Source organism: Paenirhodobacter sp. CAU 1674 (assembly GCF_029222945.1).
Classification (GTDB): Bacteria; Pseudomonadota; Alphaproteobacteria; order Rhodobacterales; family Rhodobacteraceae; genus Rhodobacter.
In genome coordinates this window covers 1-19,846 of the sequence record NZ_JARHUH010000003.1, presented here as the reverse complement: position 1 = coordinate 19,846, position 19,846 = coordinate 1, and the positions used below count along the sequence as shown (strand labels likewise).

General features: G+C 65.9%; 16 protein-coding genes. 9 read left to right on the top strand and 7 right to left on the bottom strand.

Annotated elements, in window-relative coordinates; genetic code table 11:
- Window positions 1-9: 9 nt before the first annotated feature.
- From P2G62_RS04430 to P2G62_RS04415, 4 genes are read right to left on the bottom strand one after another with little or no spacing between them, the layout of a single operon-like run.
- On the bottom strand, window positions 10-1,452 hold the full coding sequence (locus P2G62_RS04430; protein ID WP_275733674.1) for an aldehyde dehydrogenase family protein: 1,443 nt from the start codon (window positions 1,450-1,452) through the stop codon (window positions 10-12).
- On the bottom strand, window positions 1,433-3,112 hold the full coding sequence (locus P2G62_RS04425) for a dipeptide ABC transporter ATP-binding protein (RefSeq protein ID WP_275733673.1): 1,680 nt from the start codon (window positions 3,110-3,112) through the stop codon (window positions 1,433-1,435). Before P2G62_RS04425 ends, P2G62_RS04430 begins: the two co-directional genes overlap by 20 nt.
- Window positions 3,109-3,924, bottom strand: coding sequence for an ABC transporter permease (locus P2G62_RS04420; protein ID WP_275733672.1), 816 nt, complete (start codon window positions 3,922-3,924; stop codon window positions 3,109-3,111). Before P2G62_RS04420 ends, P2G62_RS04425 begins: the two co-directional genes overlap by 4 nt.
- The gene (locus P2G62_RS04415; protein WP_275733671.1) at window positions 3,921-4,865 is read right to left on the bottom strand and encodes an ABC transporter permease; all 945 of its coding nucleotides are present in this window, start codon (window positions 4,863-4,865) and stop codon (window positions 3,921-3,923) included. The genes P2G62_RS04420 and P2G62_RS04415 overlap by 4 nt, the downstream gene beginning before the upstream one ends.
- 288 nt (window positions 4,866-5,153) lie before the next feature.
- On the opposite strand from P2G62_RS04415, the gene P2G62_RS04410 reads away from it, so the two are divergent.
- The 3 genes from P2G62_RS04410 to P2G62_RS04400 all read left to right on the top strand — a co-directional run bounded on the left by P2G62_RS04410 (window position 5,154) and on the right by P2G62_RS04400 (window position 9,790).
- Window positions 5,154-6,359 carry an aminopeptidase P family protein gene (locus tag P2G62_RS04410; protein ID WP_275733670.1) on the top strand — a complete coding sequence of 402 codons (1,206 nt, stop codon included), beginning with the start codon at window positions 5,154-5,156 and terminating at the stop codon, window positions 6,357-6,359.
- 219 nt (window positions 6,360-6,578) lie between these two features.
- Window positions 6,579-8,744: an esterase-like activity of phytase family protein gene (locus tag P2G62_RS04405; protein WP_275733669.1), complete on the top strand. Its 2,166-nt coding sequence runs from the start codon at window positions 6,579-6,581 to the stop codon at window positions 8,742-8,744.
- 182 nt (window positions 8,745-8,926) lie between these two features.
- Entirely contained in the window at window positions 8,927-9,790 is an 864-nt protein-coding gene (locus P2G62_RS04400; protein ID WP_275733668.1) for a L,D-transpeptidase, read from the top strand.
- A gap of 80 nt (window positions 9,791-9,870) precedes the next feature.
- Here the strand turns inward: P2G62_RS04400 and P2G62_RS04395 are convergent, their stop codons facing one another.
- Both P2G62_RS04395 and P2G62_RS04390 read right to left on the bottom strand, forming a co-directional pair.
- Window positions 9,871-10,212, bottom strand: coding sequence for a cupin domain-containing protein (locus P2G62_RS04395; protein ID WP_275733667.1), 342 nt, complete (start codon window positions 10,210-10,212; stop codon window positions 9,871-9,873).
- A gap of 98 nt (window positions 10,213-10,310) precedes the next feature.
- The gene (locus tag P2G62_RS04390) at window positions 10,311-11,783 is read right to left on the bottom strand and encodes an ABC transporter substrate-binding protein (protein ID WP_275733666.1); all 1,473 of its coding nucleotides are present in this window, start codon (window positions 11,781-11,783) and stop codon (window positions 10,311-10,313) included.
- A 198-nt stretch (window positions 11,784-11,981) separates the two neighbouring features.
- Between P2G62_RS04390 and panB the strand changes: the two genes are divergently transcribed.
- Both panB and panC read left to right on the top strand, forming a co-directional pair.
- Window positions 11,982-12,806, top strand: a complete 825-nt coding sequence (panB, locus tag P2G62_RS04385) for a 3-methyl-2-oxobutanoate hydroxymethyltransferase (protein ID WP_275733665.1) — start codon at window positions 11,982-11,984, stop codon at window positions 12,804-12,806.
- Window positions 12,803-13,642, top strand: coding sequence for a pantoate--beta-alanine ligase (gene panC, locus P2G62_RS04380; protein WP_275733664.1), 840 nt, complete (start codon window positions 12,803-12,805; stop codon window positions 13,640-13,642). Before panB ends, panC begins: the two co-directional genes overlap by 4 nt.
- Before the next feature lie 117 nt (window positions 13,643-13,759).
- Here panC and P2G62_RS04375 read toward each other — a convergent pair whose 3' ends face one another.
- Entirely contained in the window at window positions 13,760-15,046 is a 1,287-nt protein-coding gene (locus P2G62_RS04375; protein WP_275733663.1) for an acetylornithine deacetylase/succinyl-diaminopimelate desuccinylase family protein, read from the bottom strand.
- A gap of 148 nt (window positions 15,047-15,194) precedes the next feature.
- Between P2G62_RS04375 and P2G62_RS04370 the strand changes: the two genes are divergently transcribed.
- The 4 genes from P2G62_RS04370 (at window position 15,195) to P2G62_RS04355 (ending at window position 19,722) form a co-directional block, all read left to right on the top strand.
- A complete protein-coding gene (locus P2G62_RS04370) occupies window positions 15,195-16,271 on the top strand; it encodes a hypothetical protein (protein WP_275733662.1) in 1,077 nt (358 codons plus the stop codon).
- 33 nt (window positions 16,272-16,304) lie between these two features.
- Window positions 16,305-17,417 (top strand): hypothetical protein, encoded by a 1,113-nt coding sequence (locus tag P2G62_RS04365; RefSeq protein ID WP_275734086.1) that lies wholly within the window; start codon window positions 16,305-16,307, stop codon window positions 17,415-17,417.
- A 62-nt stretch (window positions 17,418-17,479) separates the two neighbouring features.
- Window positions 17,480-19,414 carry an ATP-binding protein gene (locus P2G62_RS04360; RefSeq protein ID WP_275733661.1) on the top strand — a complete coding sequence of 645 codons (1,935 nt, stop codon included), beginning with the start codon at window positions 17,480-17,482 and terminating at the stop codon, window positions 19,412-19,414.
- Window positions 19,411-19,722 carry a hypothetical protein gene (locus P2G62_RS04355; RefSeq protein ID WP_275733660.1) on the top strand — a complete coding sequence of 104 codons (312 nt, stop codon included), beginning with the start codon at window positions 19,411-19,413 and terminating at the stop codon, window positions 19,720-19,722. The genes P2G62_RS04360 and P2G62_RS04355 overlap by 4 nt, the downstream gene beginning before the upstream one ends.
- Window positions 19,723-19,846: the final 124 nt, after the last annotated feature.

Below are 19,846 nucleotides of genomic sequence, written 5' to 3'. Positions count from 1 at the left end.
ATTTCACGCTCAGCCATGCCAGGCGGCCACGGTTTTCAGCGCAGAGAAGCCATAAAGTGCCTCGAACCCCTTTTCGCGGCCATGGCCGGATTTGCCGGTGCCGCCGAAGGGCAACTCGACCCCGCCACCCGCACCGTAATTGTTCAAGAACACCTGGCCTGCGCGCAGCCGCCGCGCCAGCCGCATCGTGCGGGGCCCGTCTTGCGACCAGATCGCGGCAACAAGCCCGTAGTCAGTGCCATTCGCGATTGCCACGGCCTCTTCCTCGGTATCGAAGGGGATCACCAGCTGCGCGGGGCCAAAGATTTCCTCTTGCGCCAGCCGGTGCGCCCCGCTGCCCCCGGCGATCAGCGTGGGCGCGATGTAATGGCCGGTCGCGGGCGCGTCGGGGTGGATCTGGCCTTGCGCCGCGATGGTCAGATCGGACGCGAGCCGCAGATAGCCCTCGACGATCTGCTTTTGCCGCGCCGAGATCAGCGGCCCCAGGTCCAGATCCGACAGCGCCGGCCCCACGCGCAGCGCGCCATAGCGGGCGGCCATCCGTGCCACCACCTCGTCATAGCGCCCGCGCTGCACCAGAATCCGCGAGGCAGCCGAGCAGGTCTGGCCCGCGTTCTGGATGCCCGCATTCACCAGAAGCGGCAGCGCGCGGTCCAGATTGGCGTCGTCGAACACGATCTGCGGTGACTTCCCCCCGAGTTCGAGCGTGACCGGCACCACATTCGCCGCCGCCTGCGCCTGGATCAGCTGCCCGACGCCGACCGAACCGGTGAAGCTCAGATGGTTGATGCCGGGGTGCGCCGAGAGCGCCGCGCCCGCCTCTTCGCCCAGACCCGGCACGATATTGAGCGCGCCCGCGGGCAGGCCGGCTTCGGCGGCGATGCGGGCGAAGGCCAGCGCGGTCAGGCTGGCCTCTTCGGCGGGTTTCAGCACCGCCGCATTGCCCATCGCCAGCGCCGCGCCGACCGATCGCCCGATGATCTGCATCGGGTAATTCCAGGGCACGATATGGCCGGTCACCCCATGCGGTTCGCGCAGCGTGTAAGCGGTGTAGCCGTTCAGATAGGGGATCGTCTCGCCCATCACCTTGTCGGCGGCGCCGCCGTAGAATTCCAGATAGCGTGCTAGCGCCACCACATCGGCGCGCGCCTGGGCCAGCGGCTTGCCGACATCCAGCGCTTCGATCATGGCCAGCGCCTCGGCGTTGTCCAGCACCAGCGCGCCCATCCGTGCCAGCACACGCCCGCGTTCGGTGGCGCTGAGCTGTCCCCAGTCGCCGTCCACCGCGGCGCGGGCGGCGGCCACGGCCTCGTCGATGTCGCTGGCGCTGCCGCGGGAGATCTGGGCCATCTCGGCCCCGGTCGAGGGGTTCTCGACCGGCAGCGTTTCGCGCGTCTTGCGCCACTGTCCGCCGATCAGGATTTCGGTTGGGTCAAACCAGAGGGGTAGCATGGGCACGGTCCTCCATCCATGCGGGGGGAATTTGTGGCGCGGCGGCCAGAAGCTCTGCGGTGTAGGGATGGCGGGGCGCGGTGAACAATGCCTCGGTCGGGCCCTGTTCGACGATCCGCCCGGCCTGCATCACCAGACAGCGGGTGGTGACATTGCGCACCACCGACAGGTCGTGCGAGATGAACAGATAGGCCAGATCGTGACTGGCCTGCAGCGTGGCCAGCAGATCCAGCACCTGCGCGCGCACCCGCACATCCAGCGCCGAGACCGCCTCGTCCAGCACGATCAGCTTCGGCCGGATGATCAGCGCGCGGGCAATCGCGATGCGCTGACGCTGGCCGCCGGAAAATTCGTGGATGAATTTCGCGCCGTCTTCGGGCGCAAGCTCCACCTCGGACAGCGCCGCCGCCACCCGGCCCTGCCAGTCGGCGGGGCGGCCGGTCAGGTGGAACGGTTCGGCCACCAGGGTTTCGACGCGCTGGCGCGGGTTGAAGCTGCCGTAAGGGTCCTGAAAAACCACCTGCACATCGGCGCGCGCGGCCTGTGGCATCCCGGGGCCCACCGGGTGCGCCCCCAAGGTGATGGACCCCGCCTGCAACGGATCGAGCCCGAGGATCGCGCGGGTCAATGTGCTTTTGCCGCAACCGGATTCCCCGACCAGCCCGACCGACTCCCCCGGGCCGATCTGGAAGCTGACATCGTCGACCGCCCGCAGTTCGGGGTGGGCCGCAAAGGGACGGGGCCGCGGCAGGCGGTAGATCCGCGTGGCCCCGGCGACCCGCAGCAGGGCCGCGTCGGATTTCGAGTATTTTTGCCAAGAAGAAGCGGCAGGGATTTCTTCTTGGCAAAAATACTCATGCTCCGGTGCGGGGGCCGGGCGGGCCGCCGCTTTGGGGCGATGGGTCGAGGCCGCCAGAAGCTGAGCGGTATAGGGGTGGCGTGGCGCGCGGAACAAGGGTTCCGTCGGGCCGGTTTCCACGATCTGCCCGTGCCGCATCACCGCGACCCGGTCGGCCATGCCCGCCACCACGGCCAGATCGTGGGTGATCAGGATCAGCGCCATATCCTCGGCGCGCGCCAGATCGCGCAGCAGGTTCAGCACTTCGGCCTGGGTCGTGACATCCAGTGCCGTGGTCGGTTCATCGGCGATCAGCAGGCGCGGCTGTAGCGCGATGGCCAGCGCAATCGCGACCCGCTGGCGCTGCCCGCCCGACAGCTCATGCGGATAAAGCGAGAGCGGAAAGCGCGGGCCGGGCAGGCCGACCCGGTCGAGCTTGGCGCGCGCGATCGCGCGCGCCTCGGCGCGGGGCATCTTGCGATGCACCATCAGCGTTTCGGCCACCTGATCGCCGATTGTCATCAGCGGGTTCAGGGCGGTCATCGGCTCTTGAAAGATCATGCCGATCTGATTGCCGCGCAGCGCGCACATCTGCCGTTCGGAAAGCGCCAGCAGATCCTGCCCGTCCAGCCAGATCCGCCCCGTGGCCCGCGCACCTTGCGGCAACAGCCCCATCACCGCCAGCGCCGTCATCGACTTGCCGGACCCGGATTCGCCCACCAGCCCCAGAATTTCGCCGGGCTCGAGGCCCAGCGTCACCCCGCGCAGGATTGGCGTCTTGGCAAAGCTCAGGTCCAGCGTGTCGATGTGCAGCAGGCTCATGCCATCCGCCCCCGCAACCGCGGATCGAGCGCATCGCGCAGCCCGTCGCCCAGCAGGTTCAGCCCCAGCACCGTGGCGACAATCGCCAGCCCCGGGGCCAGCGCGACATGCGGGGCCAGCGTCACCATCGTCTGCGCCTCGGCCAGCATCCGGCCCCAGCTGGCGGTGGGCGGCTGTGCGCCAAGGCCGACATAGCTCAGCCCCGCCTCGGCCAGAATGCCCAGGCTGAACTGGATCGTGCCCTGCACGATCAGCAGGTTGGCAATGTTGGGCAGGATATGTTCGGCCGAGATCCGCGCGCGCCCCTTGCCCGCCACCCGCGCCGCGCGGATGTAATCGAGCGTCCAGAGGCTGAGCGCGCCGGCGCGCGACACCCGCGCGAAAACCGGAATGTTGAAGATCCCGATGGCGATGATCGCATTGGTGGCCGAGGGGCCGAAGACCGCGGTGATCAGGATCGCGATTACCAGCGAGGGGAAGGCAAAGATCAGATCGTTGCCGCGCATGATCGCCTCATCCACCCAGGACCCGCGCAGCGCCGCAGCGCCCAGCCCCAGTGGCACGCCCACGCCCATGCCGATGCCCACCGCCACCAGCGCCACCGCCAGCGAGGTGCGCGCCCCCGCCATCAGCATCGAGGCGATGTCGCGCCCGAAATGATCGGTGCCCGCCCAATGCGCGAGGCTCGGCGGTTGCAGTTTTTGCGCAATCGCCAGCTGGGTGATGTCATAGGGCGTCCAGACCAGCGACAGCACTGCCGCGGCCAGCGCCGCCCCCGACAGCACGGCCCCTAGGGCAAGCGCGGGTTTCATGCGGGCCTCCGCAGCCGGGGGTCGACCAGCGCATAGGCCAGATCGGTCAGGAAGGTCACCGCGATCACCGCGAAGACAAGGATCATCACCACCGATTCCACCACGATCAGGTCGCGCTGCGTGATCGCCTGAAAGATCAGCCGCCCCAGTCCCGGGATGTAGAACACGTTTTCAATGATGATCGCGCCCGCCAGCAGGAAGGAAAACTGCATCCCCAGAATCGTCAACACCGGGATCAGCGCATTGCGCAGCGCATGCCGCGTCAGGGCGGCACCGCGCGACAGGCCCTTGGCGCGCGCGGTGCGGATGTAATCCTGCCCCAGCGTCTCGATCAGGGCCGAACGCAGCACCCGCGCCAGAATTGCCGCCTGCGGCAGCGCCAGCGCCAGCGCGGGCAGGCTCAGCGCGCGCAGCGCCGCCAACGGGTCAGACCAGCCCGGAAAGCCACCGGCGGGAAACAGCTGCCATTTGATCGCGAACACCAGCACCAGCAGCATCGCGAACCAGAAATTGGGCACCGCGATCCCCAGTTGCGTGGCCCCCATCACCAGCGCATCGCCCGCCCGCCCGCGGCGCGACGCGGCCCACAGGCCCGCAGGCAGCGCCAGTGCCGTGGACAGCGCCAGCGCGATCAGTGCCAGCGGCGCCGAGATTTCAAGGCGGTCGGCCACCAGATCGGCCACCGGCACCTTGTAGGTATAGCTCAGCCCGAAATCGCCCTGCAGCATCCCGCCGACCCACTGCAGATAGCGCAGCGGCAGTGCCTCATCCAGGCCCAGCTGATCGCGCAGGGCGGCTACGGTCTCGGGCGCGGCATTGAGCCCCAGCATGAAACTGGCCGGATCGCCGGGGGTGACCTCGATCAGCGCGAAAATCACCACACTGGCCAAAGCGAGGCTGGCGACAAGGGTGATCAGACGTTTGAGGATATAGCGGCCCATTGCCGCGAGGTTCGTTCGTGTTGCGGGCCGGGTCAAGGGGGCGCTGCCCCCTCGGGCCGGGCGGCCCTCACCCCCGGAGTATTTGTGCCAAGAAGAAAGCGCCGCATTTTCCCCGATCCGAGACGCCCGCCCGCAAGCATTGCAACGCCGCATGATTTGCGCCAGCATGGGGCCGAGCGGTGACGATGGCGTCGTCACGGGGCGGGCACGCCCAAGGCTTGCGGACCCTCCGCCTTCGTCCTGAACGCCGGGATCTTTCGGGGTCCGGGTGGCCCTATGGAGACGATGATGCAAAGACCCGAATTCTATACCTGCGAGAATGGCGAAAAAGCCCCGCTGCCCTTTGCGCCTGCGGAATACGAGGCGCGGCTGGAAGGCCTGCGCGATCTGATGGAGATGCACGATCTGGACGCGTGTCTTCTGACCTCGATGCACAATATCGCCTATTATTCCGGGTTTCTTTATTGCAGCTTCGGGCGGCCCTATGGGCTGGTGGTCACGCGTGACCGCGCGGTGGTGATTGCGGCAGGGATCGACGCGGGCCAGCCCTGGCGGCGCTGCCATGGCGAAAGCCTGACCTATACCGACTGGGCGCGCGATAATTACTGGCGCGCGGTGGCGCATGTGATCGGGACGGGCAAGTCGGTCGGTGTCGAGGCCGACCACCTGACCATGGTCAACGCCGAGAAGTTCAGCCATTTCATGGCGCCGAAGCGCGGCATGGATATATCCGCCGGCACGATGGCGCAGCGAATGGTCAAGAGCCCGGCCGAGATCGAGCTGATCCGGCACGGGGCCGCGGTGGCCGATGTCGGCGGCTATGCGATCCGCGACACGATCCGCGAAGGTCTGCGCGAGATCGACGTGGCAATGGCCGGGCGCGATGCGATGGAGGCCGAGATTGCCCGCCGCTTTCCCGACGCCGAATATCGCGACACCTGGGTCTGGTTCCAGTCCGGGCTGAACACCGACGGGGCGCACAACCCGGTCACCGGGCGCAAGCTGAAACGCGGCGATATCCTGAGCCTGAACTGTTTTCCGATGATTTCGGGCTATTACACCGCGCTGGAACGCACCTTGTTCGTGGGCGAGGCGGACGCCGCCAGCCTGAAGATCTGGGACGCTAACGTCGCTGCGCATGAATACGGCATGAGCCTGTTGAAACCCGGCGCACGCTGCGACGAGATTACCGCGCAAATCAACGCCTTCTTTGCCGATCGCGATCTGCTGCAATACCGCACTTTCGGCTATGGCCACAGCTTCGGCGTGCTTAGCCACTATTACGGCCGCGAGGCGGGGCTGGAACTGCGCGAGGATATCGACACCGTGCTGGAACCGGGCATGGTGATCAGTATGGAGCCGATGCTGACCCTGCCGCAGGGCCTGCCCGGTGCGGGGGGCTATCGCGAACACGATATCCTGGTGATCGGGGACGACGGGGCCGAGGATATCACGAAATACCCCTTCGGGCCGGGGTTCAATATCGTCGGCTGAAGCCGGCAGGGGGCGGCCCTTTCAATCTGTGACCGCGCTCCCCGGGATAGCCGGGCAAGAAAGAGAGGTCGTTCTCTCTGGTCAAATATCCCGGGGGAGCGCGGCACGCGCGGGGGCAGCGCCCCCTGAACACGGTCGCAAAACTGTCACGCCCCTGTTGTGGGGGCGTAACATCGCCGGGTCATGGGCAGGGGTAACCTGTATTGACCGGAGAGTCCCATGATCCTGCGCTTGTCGCTTGGTGCCGCCCTGGCGCTGACCACCGCTTGGCCCGCCCTGGCCGAAATGAATTTCAACCGCATCGCCAGCTTTGCCACGCCCGACAACATCGCCGAGGGCGAGGACCGGGGTCGCGAAACCTCGGCCGAGATCATTGCGGCCAGCGAAGACGGCATGACGCTGGTCTATACTGACAGCCCGCTGGGCGCGATCGGTCTGGTCGATATTTCGGCCGCAGGCGCGCCCAAACCGCTGGGCACGGTGGCGCTGGGCGGCGAACCGACGAGTGTGACGGTGATCGGCGCCAAGGCGCTGGTCGCGGTGAATACCTCGGCGGATTACATCAATACCTCGGGCCGACTGGCAGTGGTCGATCTGGCCACGAAAACCGAACTGGCCAGCTGCGATCTGGGCGGGCAACCCGACTCGGTCGCGCGCGCCAAGGATGGCAGCTTCGTCGTCGTGGCCATCGAGAACGAGCGCGACGAAGAGCTGAACGACGGCGATCTGCCGCAGATGCCCGCGGGTTTCGTGGTCAAGCTGCCGCTCAAGGACGGGATGCCCGATTGCGCCGCGGCCCGGCGGATCGAGATGACCGGGCTGGCCGATGTGGCGGGGGACGACCCGGAGCCCGAATTCGTCGATGTCAACGAGCTGGGCGAAATCGTCGTGACGATGCAGGAAAACAACCATCTGGTGGTGATCGGGGCCGACGGCACGGTGGCCAGCCATTTCAGCGCCGGTTCGGTCGATCTGCAGGGCGTGGACACCAAAAAAGACGGCAAGATTGATTTCAGCGGCACGCTGGAGGGCGTGGCGCGCGAGCCTGACGCGGTGCGCTGGATCGACGCCGATCACTTCGCCACCGCCAATGAAGGCGACTGGAAGGGTGGCTCGCGCGGCTGGACCATTTTCAACAAGGACGGCAGCGTCGTTTACGACAGCGGCATGAGCTTCGAGCGCGCGGTGGCCGAAATCGGCCATTTCCCGGACAAGCGCGCGGGCAAGAAAGGCGTCGAGCCGGAGTCGATCGAGGTGGGCCATTTCGACGGTCAGACGCTGGTCTTCGTCGGCTCTGAACGTGGGTCGGTTGTGGGGGTTTACGATGTGGCCGATCTGGCCGCGCCGAAGCTGCTGCAACTTCTGCCCTCGGGCATCGGGCCGGAAGGGTACACCACGATCCCGGCGCGCGGTCTGCTCGTGTCTGCCAACGAAACCGATCTGGGCGCCGACGGTGCCGCGCGGGCCCATGTCATGCTGTTCGAACGCAGCGCGGCCCCTGCCAGCTATCCGATGATCACCTCGGCAGGCAGCGACACGCTGATCGGCTGGGGCGCGCTGTCGGGTCTGGTGGCCGATGCCGAAAAGCCGGGCATCCTGTATGGCATCTCGGATAGCTTCTATTCCGCGGCGCCCGCGATCTTCACCATCGACGCGACGGCGAAACCCGCGCGGATCACCGCGGCGACGCCGGTCACCCGGGGCGGCGATGCGGCGCAACTGCTGGATCTGGAAGGCATCACGCTGGATGGCAAGGGCGGCTTCTGGCTGGCCAGCGAAGGCAACACCGCCAAGATGGTCCCGCATGGCCTGCTGCATGTGAACGCCAAGGGCGAGATCAAGGAGCAGATCGGCCTGCCGCCGGAACTGGCCGCCAATGAGGTCCGCTTCGGGTTTGAAGGCGTGGCGAAGGTCGGCGACATGCTGTGGATGGCGGTGCAGCGCGAATGGCGTGACGATCCGAAAGGCATGGTCAAGCTGGTCGCCTACAACACCGAAACCGGCGAATGGGGTGCGGTGCATTACCCGCTGGAGCCGAAGGGCGCGGGCTGGATGGGTCTGTCGGAAATCACCGTGGCGGGCGATCATGCCTATGTGATCGAACGCGACAACCAGATCGGCGCCGCTGCCGTGGTGAAAAAGATCTTCCGTGTGAAGCTGGCCGATCTGGTGCCCGCGAAACTGGGTGGCGATCTGCCCGTGGTTGCGAAGGAAGAGGTCCGCGATCTGATCCCCGATCTGAAGGCCACCGGCGGCTATGTGGTGGACAAGGTCGAGGGCTTTGCCATCGACGCCGCGGGCGAGGGCTTCGTGGTCACCGACAATGACGGTGTGGACGACAGCTCGGGCGAGACGCTGTTCTTCTCGATCGGCACGGTCGAATAAGCCCTTCGTCCGGGTAAATACGGCCAACCCGCGCAGGTTTCTGCGCGGGTTTTGCTTTGTCCGGGTCACAGTCGGGAACCGATGGCGTGTCGGGGGGTTGACGGAGAGGGGGCAGATTGGGCTGATACGCGACAGTCCGGGTTCTGCCGCCCGGGATTCGGAAAATCTGGGGGATTGGTATCGTGTGGTTGTCTATTTCCGGTCTGCGCCATGCTGCGCTGGCGCTTGGGGCTGTGGCGGTTCTGGCGGGCTGTGCGGGGGATCCGAATTCGCCGACCAGCACCTATTCGAGCGCGAATGTCCCGCCGGAATATCAGGCCCGGCCCGATGGTGACCGTCTGGTGCCTGCCGTCAATCCGGCCTATCTGACCGCGCGCAACCGTCGGCAATGGGTGGCCTATGACGGCCCCGAGGCGCCGGGCACCATCGTTGTCGACCCGTATGCGCGGCTGCTTTATCACGTCGTCGAGCCGGGCAAGGCGATGCGCTTCGGCATTGCGGTCGGCAAGGAAGGCCGCGGCTTCAAGGGCGAGGCCGTGGTGCGCCGCAAGGAGGAATACCCTTCCTGGACGCCGACCAAGAACATGATCCGCACCGACCCCGATCTGTATGGCCCTCTGGCGGGCGGTCTGCCGGGTGGGCTTGATAATCCGCTGGGCGCGCGGGCGCTCTACCTCTATCGCGGCGGCAAGGATACCTATTACCGCATTCATGGCACGATGGACCCCAGCTCGATCGGCAAGGCCACGTCGGCGGGCTGTATCCGGCTGTTCAACCAGGATGTCATCGACATGTATGACGAGATGGATCTGGGCACCCGCGTCAAGGTCCGCTCGCGCGAGGAAAGCCTGGCGATGGAAGGTCCGGTGGTCGAGCTGCACACCGGTTATCTGGTCTCGGCCTCGGACACCGCCGCGATCGAGGCGGATCAGGCGGCCTATGAGGCGGGGATCGTGCCCGATCTGGGCACCGTCGAGGCGCAGGAACACGCCGCCGCCGTGGCCTCTGCCGAGGCCCGCGAGGCCGAGCTGCGCGGGCTGAACTGAGCCTTCGGACAGGATGCACTGATGAAAAAGGCCGGGGCGCACAGACCCCGGCCTTTTTCACTGTGCTGCGCGTTCAGCGGTCAGCGAAACAGAATGACATAGTCCTTTCGGATCGTTTCCAGCACCTCCCAGCGGCCGCTGAACCCCGGGCGCAGGATGAAGCTGTCGCCGGGGCCGACCTCAAGCCGGCTGCCATCGTCGCCGGTGATGACCGCGCGCCCGGACAGGATGCGGCAATATTCCCATTCGTCATAGGAACAGCGCCAGGCGCCGGGTGTGGATTGCCAGATGCCGCAATACAGCCCGCGGTCGTCCTCGACGTTCCAGGTGGTATGGACCGGATCGCCCGAGATCAGTTTTTCGGGGTCCGGGCGGCTGGTTTCAGGGTCGGTGGCGGCGGGGGTGAGGGCTTGCAGCAGCATGATGTCCTTGAGTGGAGAGGCGTTGATGCGGAAAGGCCGGGGGCGCCGCCCCCGGACCCCCGGGATATTTGGGCCAGAAAGAAAGGGCGCGGCCTGGGTCAGTCGACCCAATGCACCGCGCTCAGGTCATTGGCCTGGGTCGGGGCGTTTTCCCACAGACCTTCGATCCTGGCATTGGCGACGCCTGTCTTGGCCAGCTGGAACAGATAGGCGTTGACGTAGTCTTTCGCGATCATCTCTTCGGCCTGATGGTTCAGTGCGCTGCGTTCGGCAGGGTCGGAGGCGGCGCTCAGCTGATCCATCAGCGCGACGAATTCGGGCTTGCCATAGCCGAAGTAATAATCCGGGCGGGCATAGATGTTGATATCGGCCGGTTCGGTATGGCTGACGATGGTCAGGTCGAAGTCATGCCCCTTGAACACCTGTTCCAGCCACTGCGCCCATTCCAGATTTCTGACCTCGGTCTTGATGCCGACCTGCGCCAGCTGCGCTGCGATGATCTCGCCGCCGCGGCGGGCATAGGTGGGCGGCGGCAGCGCAAGCCGCAGGGTCAGGTCGCCGACCCCCGCCTCGGCCAGCAGGGCCTTCGATTTTTCCGGGTCATAGGCCGACAGCGCGGTCAGATCCTGGTAATCTGGGTTATGCGGGGCGAAGTGCGTGCCGATCGGCGTGCCGTAGCCGAACATCGCGCCGTCGATCACGTCCTGACGGTTGATCGCATGGGCGATGGCCTCGCGCACCTTGATATTGTCGAGCGGCGGCTGGCGGTTGTTCATCGCGAGGATCGTCTCGCCCTCGGTCGAGCCGACGATCACCTTGAAGCGCGGGTCGGCCTGAAATTGTGCAAGCGTTTCGGGCGCGGGGAAGTTCGGGAAGGCATCGACATCGCCCGCCATCATTGCGGCAAAGGCCGCCGTCGGGTCCGAGATGAAGCGGAAGGTGGCCGTCGCCAGCGCCGGTTTCACCCCCCAATAGGCAGGGTTGGCAGTCAGCGTGACATGATCGCCCTGCACCCAGTCGGCAAAGACGAAGGGCCCGGTGCCGATGGGATGGGTCGCGGCCTCGGGCGCGGTTTCGGGCGCCAGGATCACCGCATCGCCCCAGGCGAGCTTGAACGGCAGTGCGCCATCGGGCGCGGCCAGCGTGACGCGCACCGTGGCCGGGTCGATCACCTCGACCGCCTCGATCCCGGTGAACAGTGCCTTTTGCGCATTGGCACTGTCCTCGGCGCGGGCGCGATCGAGGCTGAATTTCACATCCTCGGCGTCGAAGGCGCTGCCATCGTGGAAGGTGGCGCCGGTGACCAGATGGAAGGTGTAGGTGGTGCCGTCCTCGGACACATCCCAGCTTTGCGCAAGCGCGGGCAGCACCGCGCCATCGGGGCCGAACCGGGTCAGACCTTCGAAGACATTGGCATAGACCACCTCGTCGATCGCCGCGGCGGCGCCCGCGGTCGGGTCGAGGTTTGGCGGCTCCAGCACCATGCCAAGGGTGATCGCATCGGGCGCGGCCCAGGCCGCCGAGGCGCAAAGCGCGAAAGCGGCGGCAGGGATCAGCAGGCGGTGGGTCATTCGGCCCTCCTTCATGGTGGCGTGACGGTGCGGGCATGATTGACCCGATCCACCCCATGATCAAGGTATTTGGGCGCGGGCGATACTGGGGGGAAACGCGGCGGCGCCTTCCCCCGCGGCGCTGCGGCGCGGCATTTCTGTCTTTGCAATACATGCCGCGGGCCGTTATGTCTGCGCCTCAGGGAGAAGGAGGGCGCGATGAGTGCAACCGGAGCCGTGCGGCAGCTGATGCCGACTGATATCGCCGCGATGAAGGGGGGCGCGCCGATCGTGTGCCTGACCGCCTATACCACACCGATGGCGCGGATGATGGATGCCCATGTCGATCTGGTGCTGGTCGGGGATTCGGTGGGGATGGTGCTGCATGGCCTGCCCTCGACCCTGGGCGTCACGATGGAGATGATGGTGCTGCACGGGCAGGCGGTGGCACGCGGGCTCGACCGCGCCTGCATGGTCATCGACATGCCGTTTGGCAGTTACGAGGAAAGCCCGGAACAGGCGTTCCGCAACGCCGCCCGGCTGATGGCCGAAACCGGCGCGGGGGCGGTCAAGCTGGAAGGCGGCGTGCATATGGCGCAGACCATCGCCTTTCTGGTGACGCGCGGCATTCCGGTGATGGCGCATATCGGGCTGACGCCGCAATCGGTCAATGTGTTCGGCGGCTACAAGGTGCAGGGCCGGGGCGAGGATGGCGCGCGGCTGATGGCCGATGCGCAGGCGGTGGCCGCCGCGGGCGCCTTTGCCGTGGTGTTGGAGAAAGTGCCCGCCAGCCTGGCCGATCGGATCACCGCCGAAATCGCCATTCCGACCGTGGGCATCGGGGCCAGCGCGGGCTGCGATGGCCAGGTGCTGGTCGTCGATGACATGCTGGGCCTGTTCACCGCCTTCAAGCCGAAATTCGTCAAGCGCTTCGGCAGCCTCGGCACCGATGGCGAAGCCGCGATTGCCGCCTATGCCGCCGAGGTGCGCGGCCGCACCTTCCCGGCGCCCGAACATGTCTTTGCCGATGAGGTGAAAAAATGACGCAAGTGATCCGCACCTCGGCCGAGCTGCGCGAGAAGGTGGCCGCGTGGAAACGCTCTGGCATGCTAGTGGGGGTGGTGCCGACGATGGGGGCGCTGCATGACGGGCACCTCAGTCTGGCACGGGCTGCGCGCGAACAGTCGGACCGGGTGATCGTGACGATCTTCGTCAACCCGATGCAGTTCAATAACCCCGACGACCTGACCAAATACCCGCGCGACGAGGCGCATGATCTGGCACTGCTCGAGGCCGAGGGCGTCGACGTGCTGTTCGCACCGGGCGTGGACGAGGTCTATCCCGACGGGTTCGCCACCACGGTGTCGGTCTCGGGCGTGTCGGAGCCGCTGGAAGGCGCCTTCCGCCCGGGCCATTTCGACGGCGTGGCGACGGTGGTCGCCAAGCTTTTCGGCATGACCCAGGCGGGCCGCGCCTTTTTCGGCGAAAAGGATTGGCAGCAATTGCAGGTGGTGCGCCGCCTGGTCGAGGATCTGAACATCCCGATCCGGATCATCGGCTGCCCGACGATCCGCGAGGCCGACGGGCTGGCGATGTCGTCGCGCAATGTGCGGCTGTCGGCGGCGGAACGCGCGCAGGCACCGGCGCTGCATCAGATCATGCAGGCCGCCGCTGCCGAAATTCGCGATGGCGCGCCGGTGGGCGAGACGCTGATGAACGCGCAGGCGGCGATCCTGGAAGCGGGGTTCAGCGCGGTCGAATATCTGGAATTGCGCAGCGTCGAAGGGCTGCGCCCGATGGCAAACCTCAGCGAACCGGCGCGGATGCTGGTGGCCGCGCAGTTGGGCGATGTGCGCCTGATCGACAATATCGCGGTGTGATCCGCGCCGGGGGCGCCGCCCCCGGACCCCCGGGATATTTAGGCCAAGGTGAAGAGGAACCGCTTTTCATCTTGGCCTAAATATCCCGGGGGGAGCGAAGCGGGGGGCAGCGCCCCCCTAACCCGCCGGGGCCAGCAGTTCGGCCAGAACCAGTGCCATTACCTTGGCACTGTCGGTCATGTCGGTGACGCTGATCCATTCGTCGGGCTGATGCGCCAGCGCCAGTTCGCCCGGGCCATAGGCGATGCAGTTCTTCAGTCGCCCGATCCGGTCGATATGTTTCTGATCATAGGTGCCGGGGCTGACGACATAGGCGGCCTCGCGGCCCAGCACGGCGGCGATGGCGGTGGCGGTCGAACGCACCACCGGCGCGTCGCGGTCGGTCATCGTGGGCTGCACCTCGAACAGATCGCGGATTTCATAGGCAAAGCTCGGACGCTGCGCCTTGACGCGTTCCAGCAGCCGGGTGACCTCGGCCTTTACCTCGTCGATCTGTTCCTCGATCAGGAAGCGGCGGTCGATGATGATGCGGCAGCGGTCGGGCACGCAGGGGGCGGGCAGGGCTGTGGAGCCCGCTTCGGGTTCGGGTGCGCCGCCGTGGATCGAATTGATGTTGAGCGTGGATTGCCGCGCGCCGGGCGGGATGACCGGCATCGCGGTGTGTTTGCTGGCCAGAAGCGGCATCAGCGTCGCCTCGATCTCGGCCAGCACAGCGCCCATGTGACGCACCGCGCAATCGCCTAAGAAAGGCATCGAGCCATGGGCGATGCGGCCCTGCGTTTCGATCTCGGCCCACCAGACGCCGCGATGGCCAAGGCAGATCTGATCCTTGTGCAGCGGTTCGGGGATGATGACATGCTGCACCCGGCCCGGATCGAAATAGCCCTGCGCGGCCAGATAGGCCACGCCGCCATAGCCGCCCGATTCCTCGTCCGCGGTGGCGGAAATCTCGATGGCACCCCGGTAGTCGGGGCAGGCGGCGATGAAGGCTTCGGCGGCGATAACCGAGGCGGCAAGTCCACCTTTCATGTCGCAGGCCCCGCGGCCATAGATCCGGTCGCCTTCCAGTTCGCCACCGAACGGATCGCGGGTCCAGCCGTGGCCAACTTCGACCACGTCGTGATGGCTGTTGAAATGCACGCACTCGCCGGGGGATGCGCCCGCGCGTCGCGCGACAAGGTTCCAGCGCGGATAGGCGTCACAATCGCCCGGGGCGTCATGGGCGCGGATCAGCTCTATCGCAAAGCCGCGGTGGGCCAGGCGTTCGGCCAGATAGTCGCAAATCTCGCGGTAGTGGCGCCCGGGCGGGTTCAGCGTCGGAATACGGATCAGATCCTGCGTCAGCGCGATCAGATCGTCGCGGCGCCGGTCGATCTCGAAACGGATGCGTTGGGCCAGGTCCATGACACCACGCTAACCCCGGGATCGGCGCGCGTAAATGTGCAAAAGCGGTGGCGGCGCGGGAACGATTTCGCTAGCGTTTCGAGCGAAGGGGTCTTGCGCGGGGGCGGAGGGCTCCCATTTGTAAATGAGTTTAACATTGGAGGGTCGGATGGCCGGTTTTGAAACCCAGATCGCGGAAAGTCAGCGGCAGATGGCCGAGGCGCAGGCCAAGATGTCCGAGATCACAAGCCGGATCGAAACGGCGCGCGCCAAGCTGGGCACCGCCGAGGCCGAGACCTTCGACATTGAAAACGCCACGCTGGCCGATGTGCAGGCCCATGCGGACGCGATGAATGCCAATATCGCCGAGCTTATCATGGGGCTGGACGATGTGACGGCGGGGTTTTCCAAGGATTTCGACGAGATGCGGTCGAAAACCGGGTGGGAAAGCTTCGTCGGGGTCTTTGCGCGCGGCAAGTCGGAGGCGATGCGGCAGGAGCGGCTGCGGTCGGCCTCGATCGACGCGAAACTGCAGGACCTGATTGCGAAGTCCGACACCATCGTGAAGCTGCTGGATGGTCAGCTGGCGGTGCTGAACGAGCAGAAGGCCAAGGTCGAGGCGAACCTGACCGGAACGCTGGATGAGCGCGAGGCGACCGTCGCAGAACTGGAACAGATCCGTGCCGATATTCAGGCGATGGACCCCAAGATTATTGAACTGGAAAACAAGATCGCGGTCGAGCAGGACGCGGCGGCGCGCACCCGGTTGGAAACCGAGCTGGCCGATCTGAACGTGCGCTATAACGCGCTGGTGCAGGACGAGCAGGTCAAGCTGGCGAAATCCCAGACGCTGGAGCGCTATATCGAGAAGGGCAAGACCTGGGTCGACAGCCTGCAAAACCAGGCGGCGACGCAGATGGTGCTGATCAACAAGCTGCAGACCGACACCAAGCAGCGCGTGGTGCTGTATGATGCGCTGACCAAATCGTTGAAAACCGCGCAGCAGCAGGATGTGGCGCACCGGATCAACGAGATCGGCGTGAAAACCGATCAGGAGGCGCAAACCGCCATGGCGGGGATCGGCGTTGCGACCAATGCGCGGATGGCCGAGATGCTGGAGGCGCATGAGGATCACATGGTCTTTGCCCGCAAGGTGCTGGAACAGAAGGCCAAGGCCGACGAACGCTTTGCCCGCCGCTTTGCCGCGATTGTCGAGAAACACGACAAGAACCTGTATGGTGGCTAAGTGCCCGATCTTGACCCCACCCCCAAGCTTGACCTGACCCATGACCACAAGGTTCTGAACGACGATCTGGCCGCGCGGCGCTATTTCGCGAAATTCGCGCGGATCACGCGGATGATGGCCAGTGTCGCGCAGGAGATGGAGGCAGATCAAAGTCTGGCCACGCGCGAGACCGAGATCCTGAGCGGCTATGCCGGCGCGATTGCGGCCACGTTTCAGGCGCTGTCGCTGAAATACCTTGTGGCGGGGCGGATCACCGGGCCCGCGCGGCGGCATCTGACGATCGACCTGCATGAAAGCGGGTTTCCGATCTATCAGGAGCTGGTGGCGATGGCCAATGATGCCGCGCAGGCCGCGCAGCATCTGGCGGGAATGGCGCCCGAGGCCGATCTGAAGGACCGGATGATCCGGCAGATCGTGGGCGCGCGCACGATCCCCACCGATCTGCAATATGCGCTGAGCCAGCGGCTTTACTTCGAGGCGCTGGCGGCGGGCGGGCTGTTCTGGCCGCAGATGCATCCGGTGGCGGAATGGACCGGCGACCGGCCGCAGGGGCGGCGCGGCTATACGCTGCACTGGGCGGTCTATGACAGCCAGCTGAATGTGCCGGTGGTCTATATCCTGGATCTGGAAGACAGCGGCCGGACCGCGCTGCCCAAGGACGAGGGGCGATGGGCGCAGGTGCAGGCGCATCTGCTGGCGCAATCGGTGGGCGGGCTGAAGCTGGTGACGATTGCCAAGGGTTTCGATACGGATTTCGACGATCTGCACCCCAAACGTCTGCGGCGCATCCATCTGGGGCCGATGTATTCCACCGCTTTTACCCTGCAGACCGGCCCGATCCGCGAGGTTTTGGACGAGGCGCGCGCGCCCGCGGGCGAGGATTGGGCGCTGGCCTGGACGGTCGAGGATCTGGAATCGACGCGGGTCGAGTTGGAGAAGGGCTGGTTTTCGACGACCGAACGGCAGGTCTTTGCGCTCGATCCGTTTTCGGGGCGCGGGGCCGATCTGGGCGCAACCCGGATGAGCCGCGCGATCATCCTGCCGCAGCGCCCGTTTCAGGTGCTGGCCGAGAAAGACCCCGAGGGCTTTCGCGAGGTGCGCAAATTCGTGGTCGGGCACTCCGGCCGGGTAATGGTTTACGGCTGAGCGAGGCCGGGGGCCAGCCCCCGGACCCCCGGAGTATTTCAGCCAAGAAGAAGAGGTCAGGCATGTCGGCATTGCGCGACGAGATGGAACTGCGCGAAGAGGCGATCCGGGCGCATTACGGGGCCGCGGCGGCGATGCTGGCGGGGTTCGACCATGCGCCGCGCCTGGCGCGTGCGGCCGAGGTCGCTCCGGTAGAACGTTCGGCAGGCATCGTCACTGGCGCGCGCCGGTTCCGGTCAACCACGCCGGGGCTGGTGACGCGGCCCACCGCGCGCCCCGATGGCGTGCAACTGGCCGCACGGGTGCAGGCGGTGGGGGGCGACGATCTGCCCACGCCGGCGCAGGCGGCGGTGTTGCAGGCGCTGCGCCGCGCCCTGGCGATTGCGCTGGCCCTGGGTGAGGCCTTTGCCGAGGCGACCGGCCTGCGCGAGTTGAAACAGGCCAATCTGGAAGGTCGTCTGCCAGAGGCGCGGCGGGCCGAGTTTGGCGAATTGCTGGCGGCGGAATCGCTGGTGGTGTTGTCGGTCTTTGGCAATGCGACGGCATTTCTGCTGGCGCCGCAGGCGGGTGAGACCACGGTCGAGATCGGCGCGGTCGACGAGGTGCTGACCGATAACCCGAGCCTCGCGCTTTATGGTGCATTGTGGGAACTGGATCAGGACATCGCGCTGCATGGCACGGATGATGCGCGGCTGGTGGCGACCGTTCTGGCCTATGCCGAGGCGCTGATGGAAAAGGTCCGTGCGCGTGGCGAGGGGGCGGCGCGCACCGCGGCTTTCACCGGTGCGGCCTGGCGCATCGAGGCGGATGATCTGCCGATTGCGGGCTTTGCGCCCGCCCGCAAGGCGCGTGGCAGCACGCTGGTGATGCAGTTCAAGAAACCGCAGGAGGTGGTGGGCAACCACATCGCGAAATATCAGGCGATGCGTCTGGCCAAGATGCTGATGGCCTATGATTTCGAGCGCAAGCTGAACCCGTTTGCGGAACTCGGCGGCTTCATCTTCACCTTCATGGGCGATGGTGCGCCGGGCACCGGCAAGACGACGCTCATTCAGATGATGGCGGGTCTGCTGAACGAGTATTGCAAGGCGGCGGGCTATCCGTTCCGCTATCAGAATTTCGGCATCGACAATATCGACAGCTATCAGGGCAAGTCGGGGCAGAACGCCAAGGCCTTCATCCAGAACGTCATGGACCCTGCGGTGATCGGGTTTGGCACAGTCGACGACATTGACCAGATCGCGGGCAAGCGCGGCGACCGGCAATCGAGCGCGGGCCAGCAGGAGGTGACCGCCGTTCTGATGGAGGCTTTCGCCGGTGCCAACACGGTGGTGCGCGGCAATTGCACCTTCGGGATGTTTTCCAACTTCCCCGAGAATGTGGATGACGCGCTGCGTCAGCGGGCGGGGGCGCGGTTTCTGGTCGACGGGCCGCAGACGCGCGAGGATTACATCGACATCCTCGCGCTGCTTTTGGGCAAGAAGCACGACATCCCGCTGGGCAGCCACGAGCTGTTCGCCGCACAGGAAATCAAGCGCGCGGTGGCCAACAGTTTCGCCGCGCACAACCGACCCGCCGAGGCCGGGCTGGCCGAGGTGTTCGATGCCGTGCAAGAGCGGATCGGGCCGCTGGATACGCTTGCCAAGCTCGGCACCTATCTGAAGGCGATTCAAGAGTCCGATCCGCGCTTCACCGGGCGCGCGATCAAGAACATCACCGATGCGGTCAAGGTCCGGGCGATGGACTTCGAATTGCCCGACGAGTGGATGGAAAACCCCGATCTGTTCCTGTTCAAGGATTACGCCACCAAGGCCGCAATGATCGCCGATCTGCGCCGCCCCGTCACGGTCGAGATGGTGGTGCAGGAAATCAACCGCTATGCCGACAGCGAGTTTCGCTATGCCGATAAATCGGACGAGGTGGCGATCGAAGGCGCGGTGCGCGACATGCGCCGCATGGAAGAGGCGAAGCGGCGCTATCTGGAGGGCCGGGAATGACGATGTTTCTGATCTATTTTGCGATCGTGGCCCTGGGGGTCGCGTGGTTCCTGTCGCGCGCGGACTGGGCCAAGATGCTGGCACTGGTGCCGGTGGGGGCGCTGGTGCCTGCGTTTTTCGGCACGGCGTCGAACTGCGGGCCGAGCTTTGCGCTGCATCTGTTCGAACCGGGTGTCTGTGCCACCGGGCAAGAAGCGCAGCAGGTGTTTGCCGCCTATTTCGTGATGGGGATCATCGCCGTGCTGCCGCTTGGCGTGCTGGTCAAGCTGGGGCGGATGGCATTGGGTGTGCGGCGGGGCGGTGAATGAACCTGCATTCCCCAGGTGGCGTGTCGTTTGAGGTGAAGATCGCCTGTATCCGATCGCTAGACAAGGATTTTCTGCCGCAAGCGGCACCTGCGGTCGCGCAGACTGCTGGATCTGGACGGATCAG

Excerpts from the sequence above, each read along its gene's own strand:
- P2G62_RS04430 (WP_275733674.1), bottom strand. The coding sequence starts at position 1,452 with ATGCTACCCCTCTGGTTTGACCCAACCGAAATCCTGATCGGCGGACAG.
- P2G62_RS04425 (WP_275733673.1), bottom strand. The coding sequence starts at position 3,112 with ATGAGCCTGCTGCACATCGACACGCTGGACCTGAGCTTTGCCAAGACG.
- P2G62_RS04420 (WP_275733672.1), bottom strand. The coding sequence starts at position 3,924 with ATGAAACCCGCGCTTGCCCTAGGGGCCGTGCTGTCGGGGGCGGCGCTG.
- P2G62_RS04415 (WP_275733671.1), bottom strand. The coding sequence starts at position 4,865 with ATGGGCCGCTATATCCTCAAACGTCTGATCACCCTTGTCGCCAGCCTC.
- P2G62_RS04410 (WP_275733670.1), top strand. The coding sequence starts at position 5,154 with ATGCAAAGACCCGAATTCTATACCTGCGAGAATGGCGAAAAAGCCCCG.
- P2G62_RS04405 (WP_275733669.1), top strand. The coding sequence starts at position 6,579 with ATGATCCTGCGCTTGTCGCTTGGTGCCGCCCTGGCGCTGACCACCGCT.
- P2G62_RS04395 (WP_275733667.1), bottom strand. The coding sequence starts at position 10,212 with ATGCTGCTGCAAGCCCTCACCCCCGCCGCCACCGACCCTGAAACCAGC.
- P2G62_RS04390 (WP_275733666.1), bottom strand. The coding sequence starts at position 11,783 with ATGACCCACCGCCTGCTGATCCCTGCCGCCGCTTTCGCGCTTTGCGCC.
- panB (WP_275733665.1), top strand. The coding sequence starts at position 11,982 with ATGAGTGCAACCGGAGCCGTGCGGCAGCTGATGCCGACTGATATCGCC.
- panC (WP_275733664.1), top strand. The coding sequence starts at position 12,803 with ATGACGCAAGTGATCCGCACCTCGGCCGAGCTGCGCGAGAAGGTGGCC.
- P2G62_RS04375 (WP_275733663.1), bottom strand. The coding sequence starts at position 15,046 with ATGGACCTGGCCCAACGCATCCGTTTCGAGATCGACCGGCGCCGCGAC.
- P2G62_RS04370 (WP_275733662.1), top strand. The coding sequence starts at position 15,195 with ATGGCCGGTTTTGAAACCCAGATCGCGGAAAGTCAGCGGCAGATGGCC.
- P2G62_RS04360 (WP_275733661.1), top strand. The coding sequence starts at position 17,480 with ATGTCGGCATTGCGCGACGAGATGGAACTGCGCGAAGAGGCGATCCGG.
- P2G62_RS04355 (WP_275733660.1), top strand. The coding sequence starts at position 19,411 with ATGACGATGTTTCTGATCTATTTTGCGATCGTGGCCCTGGGGGTCGCG.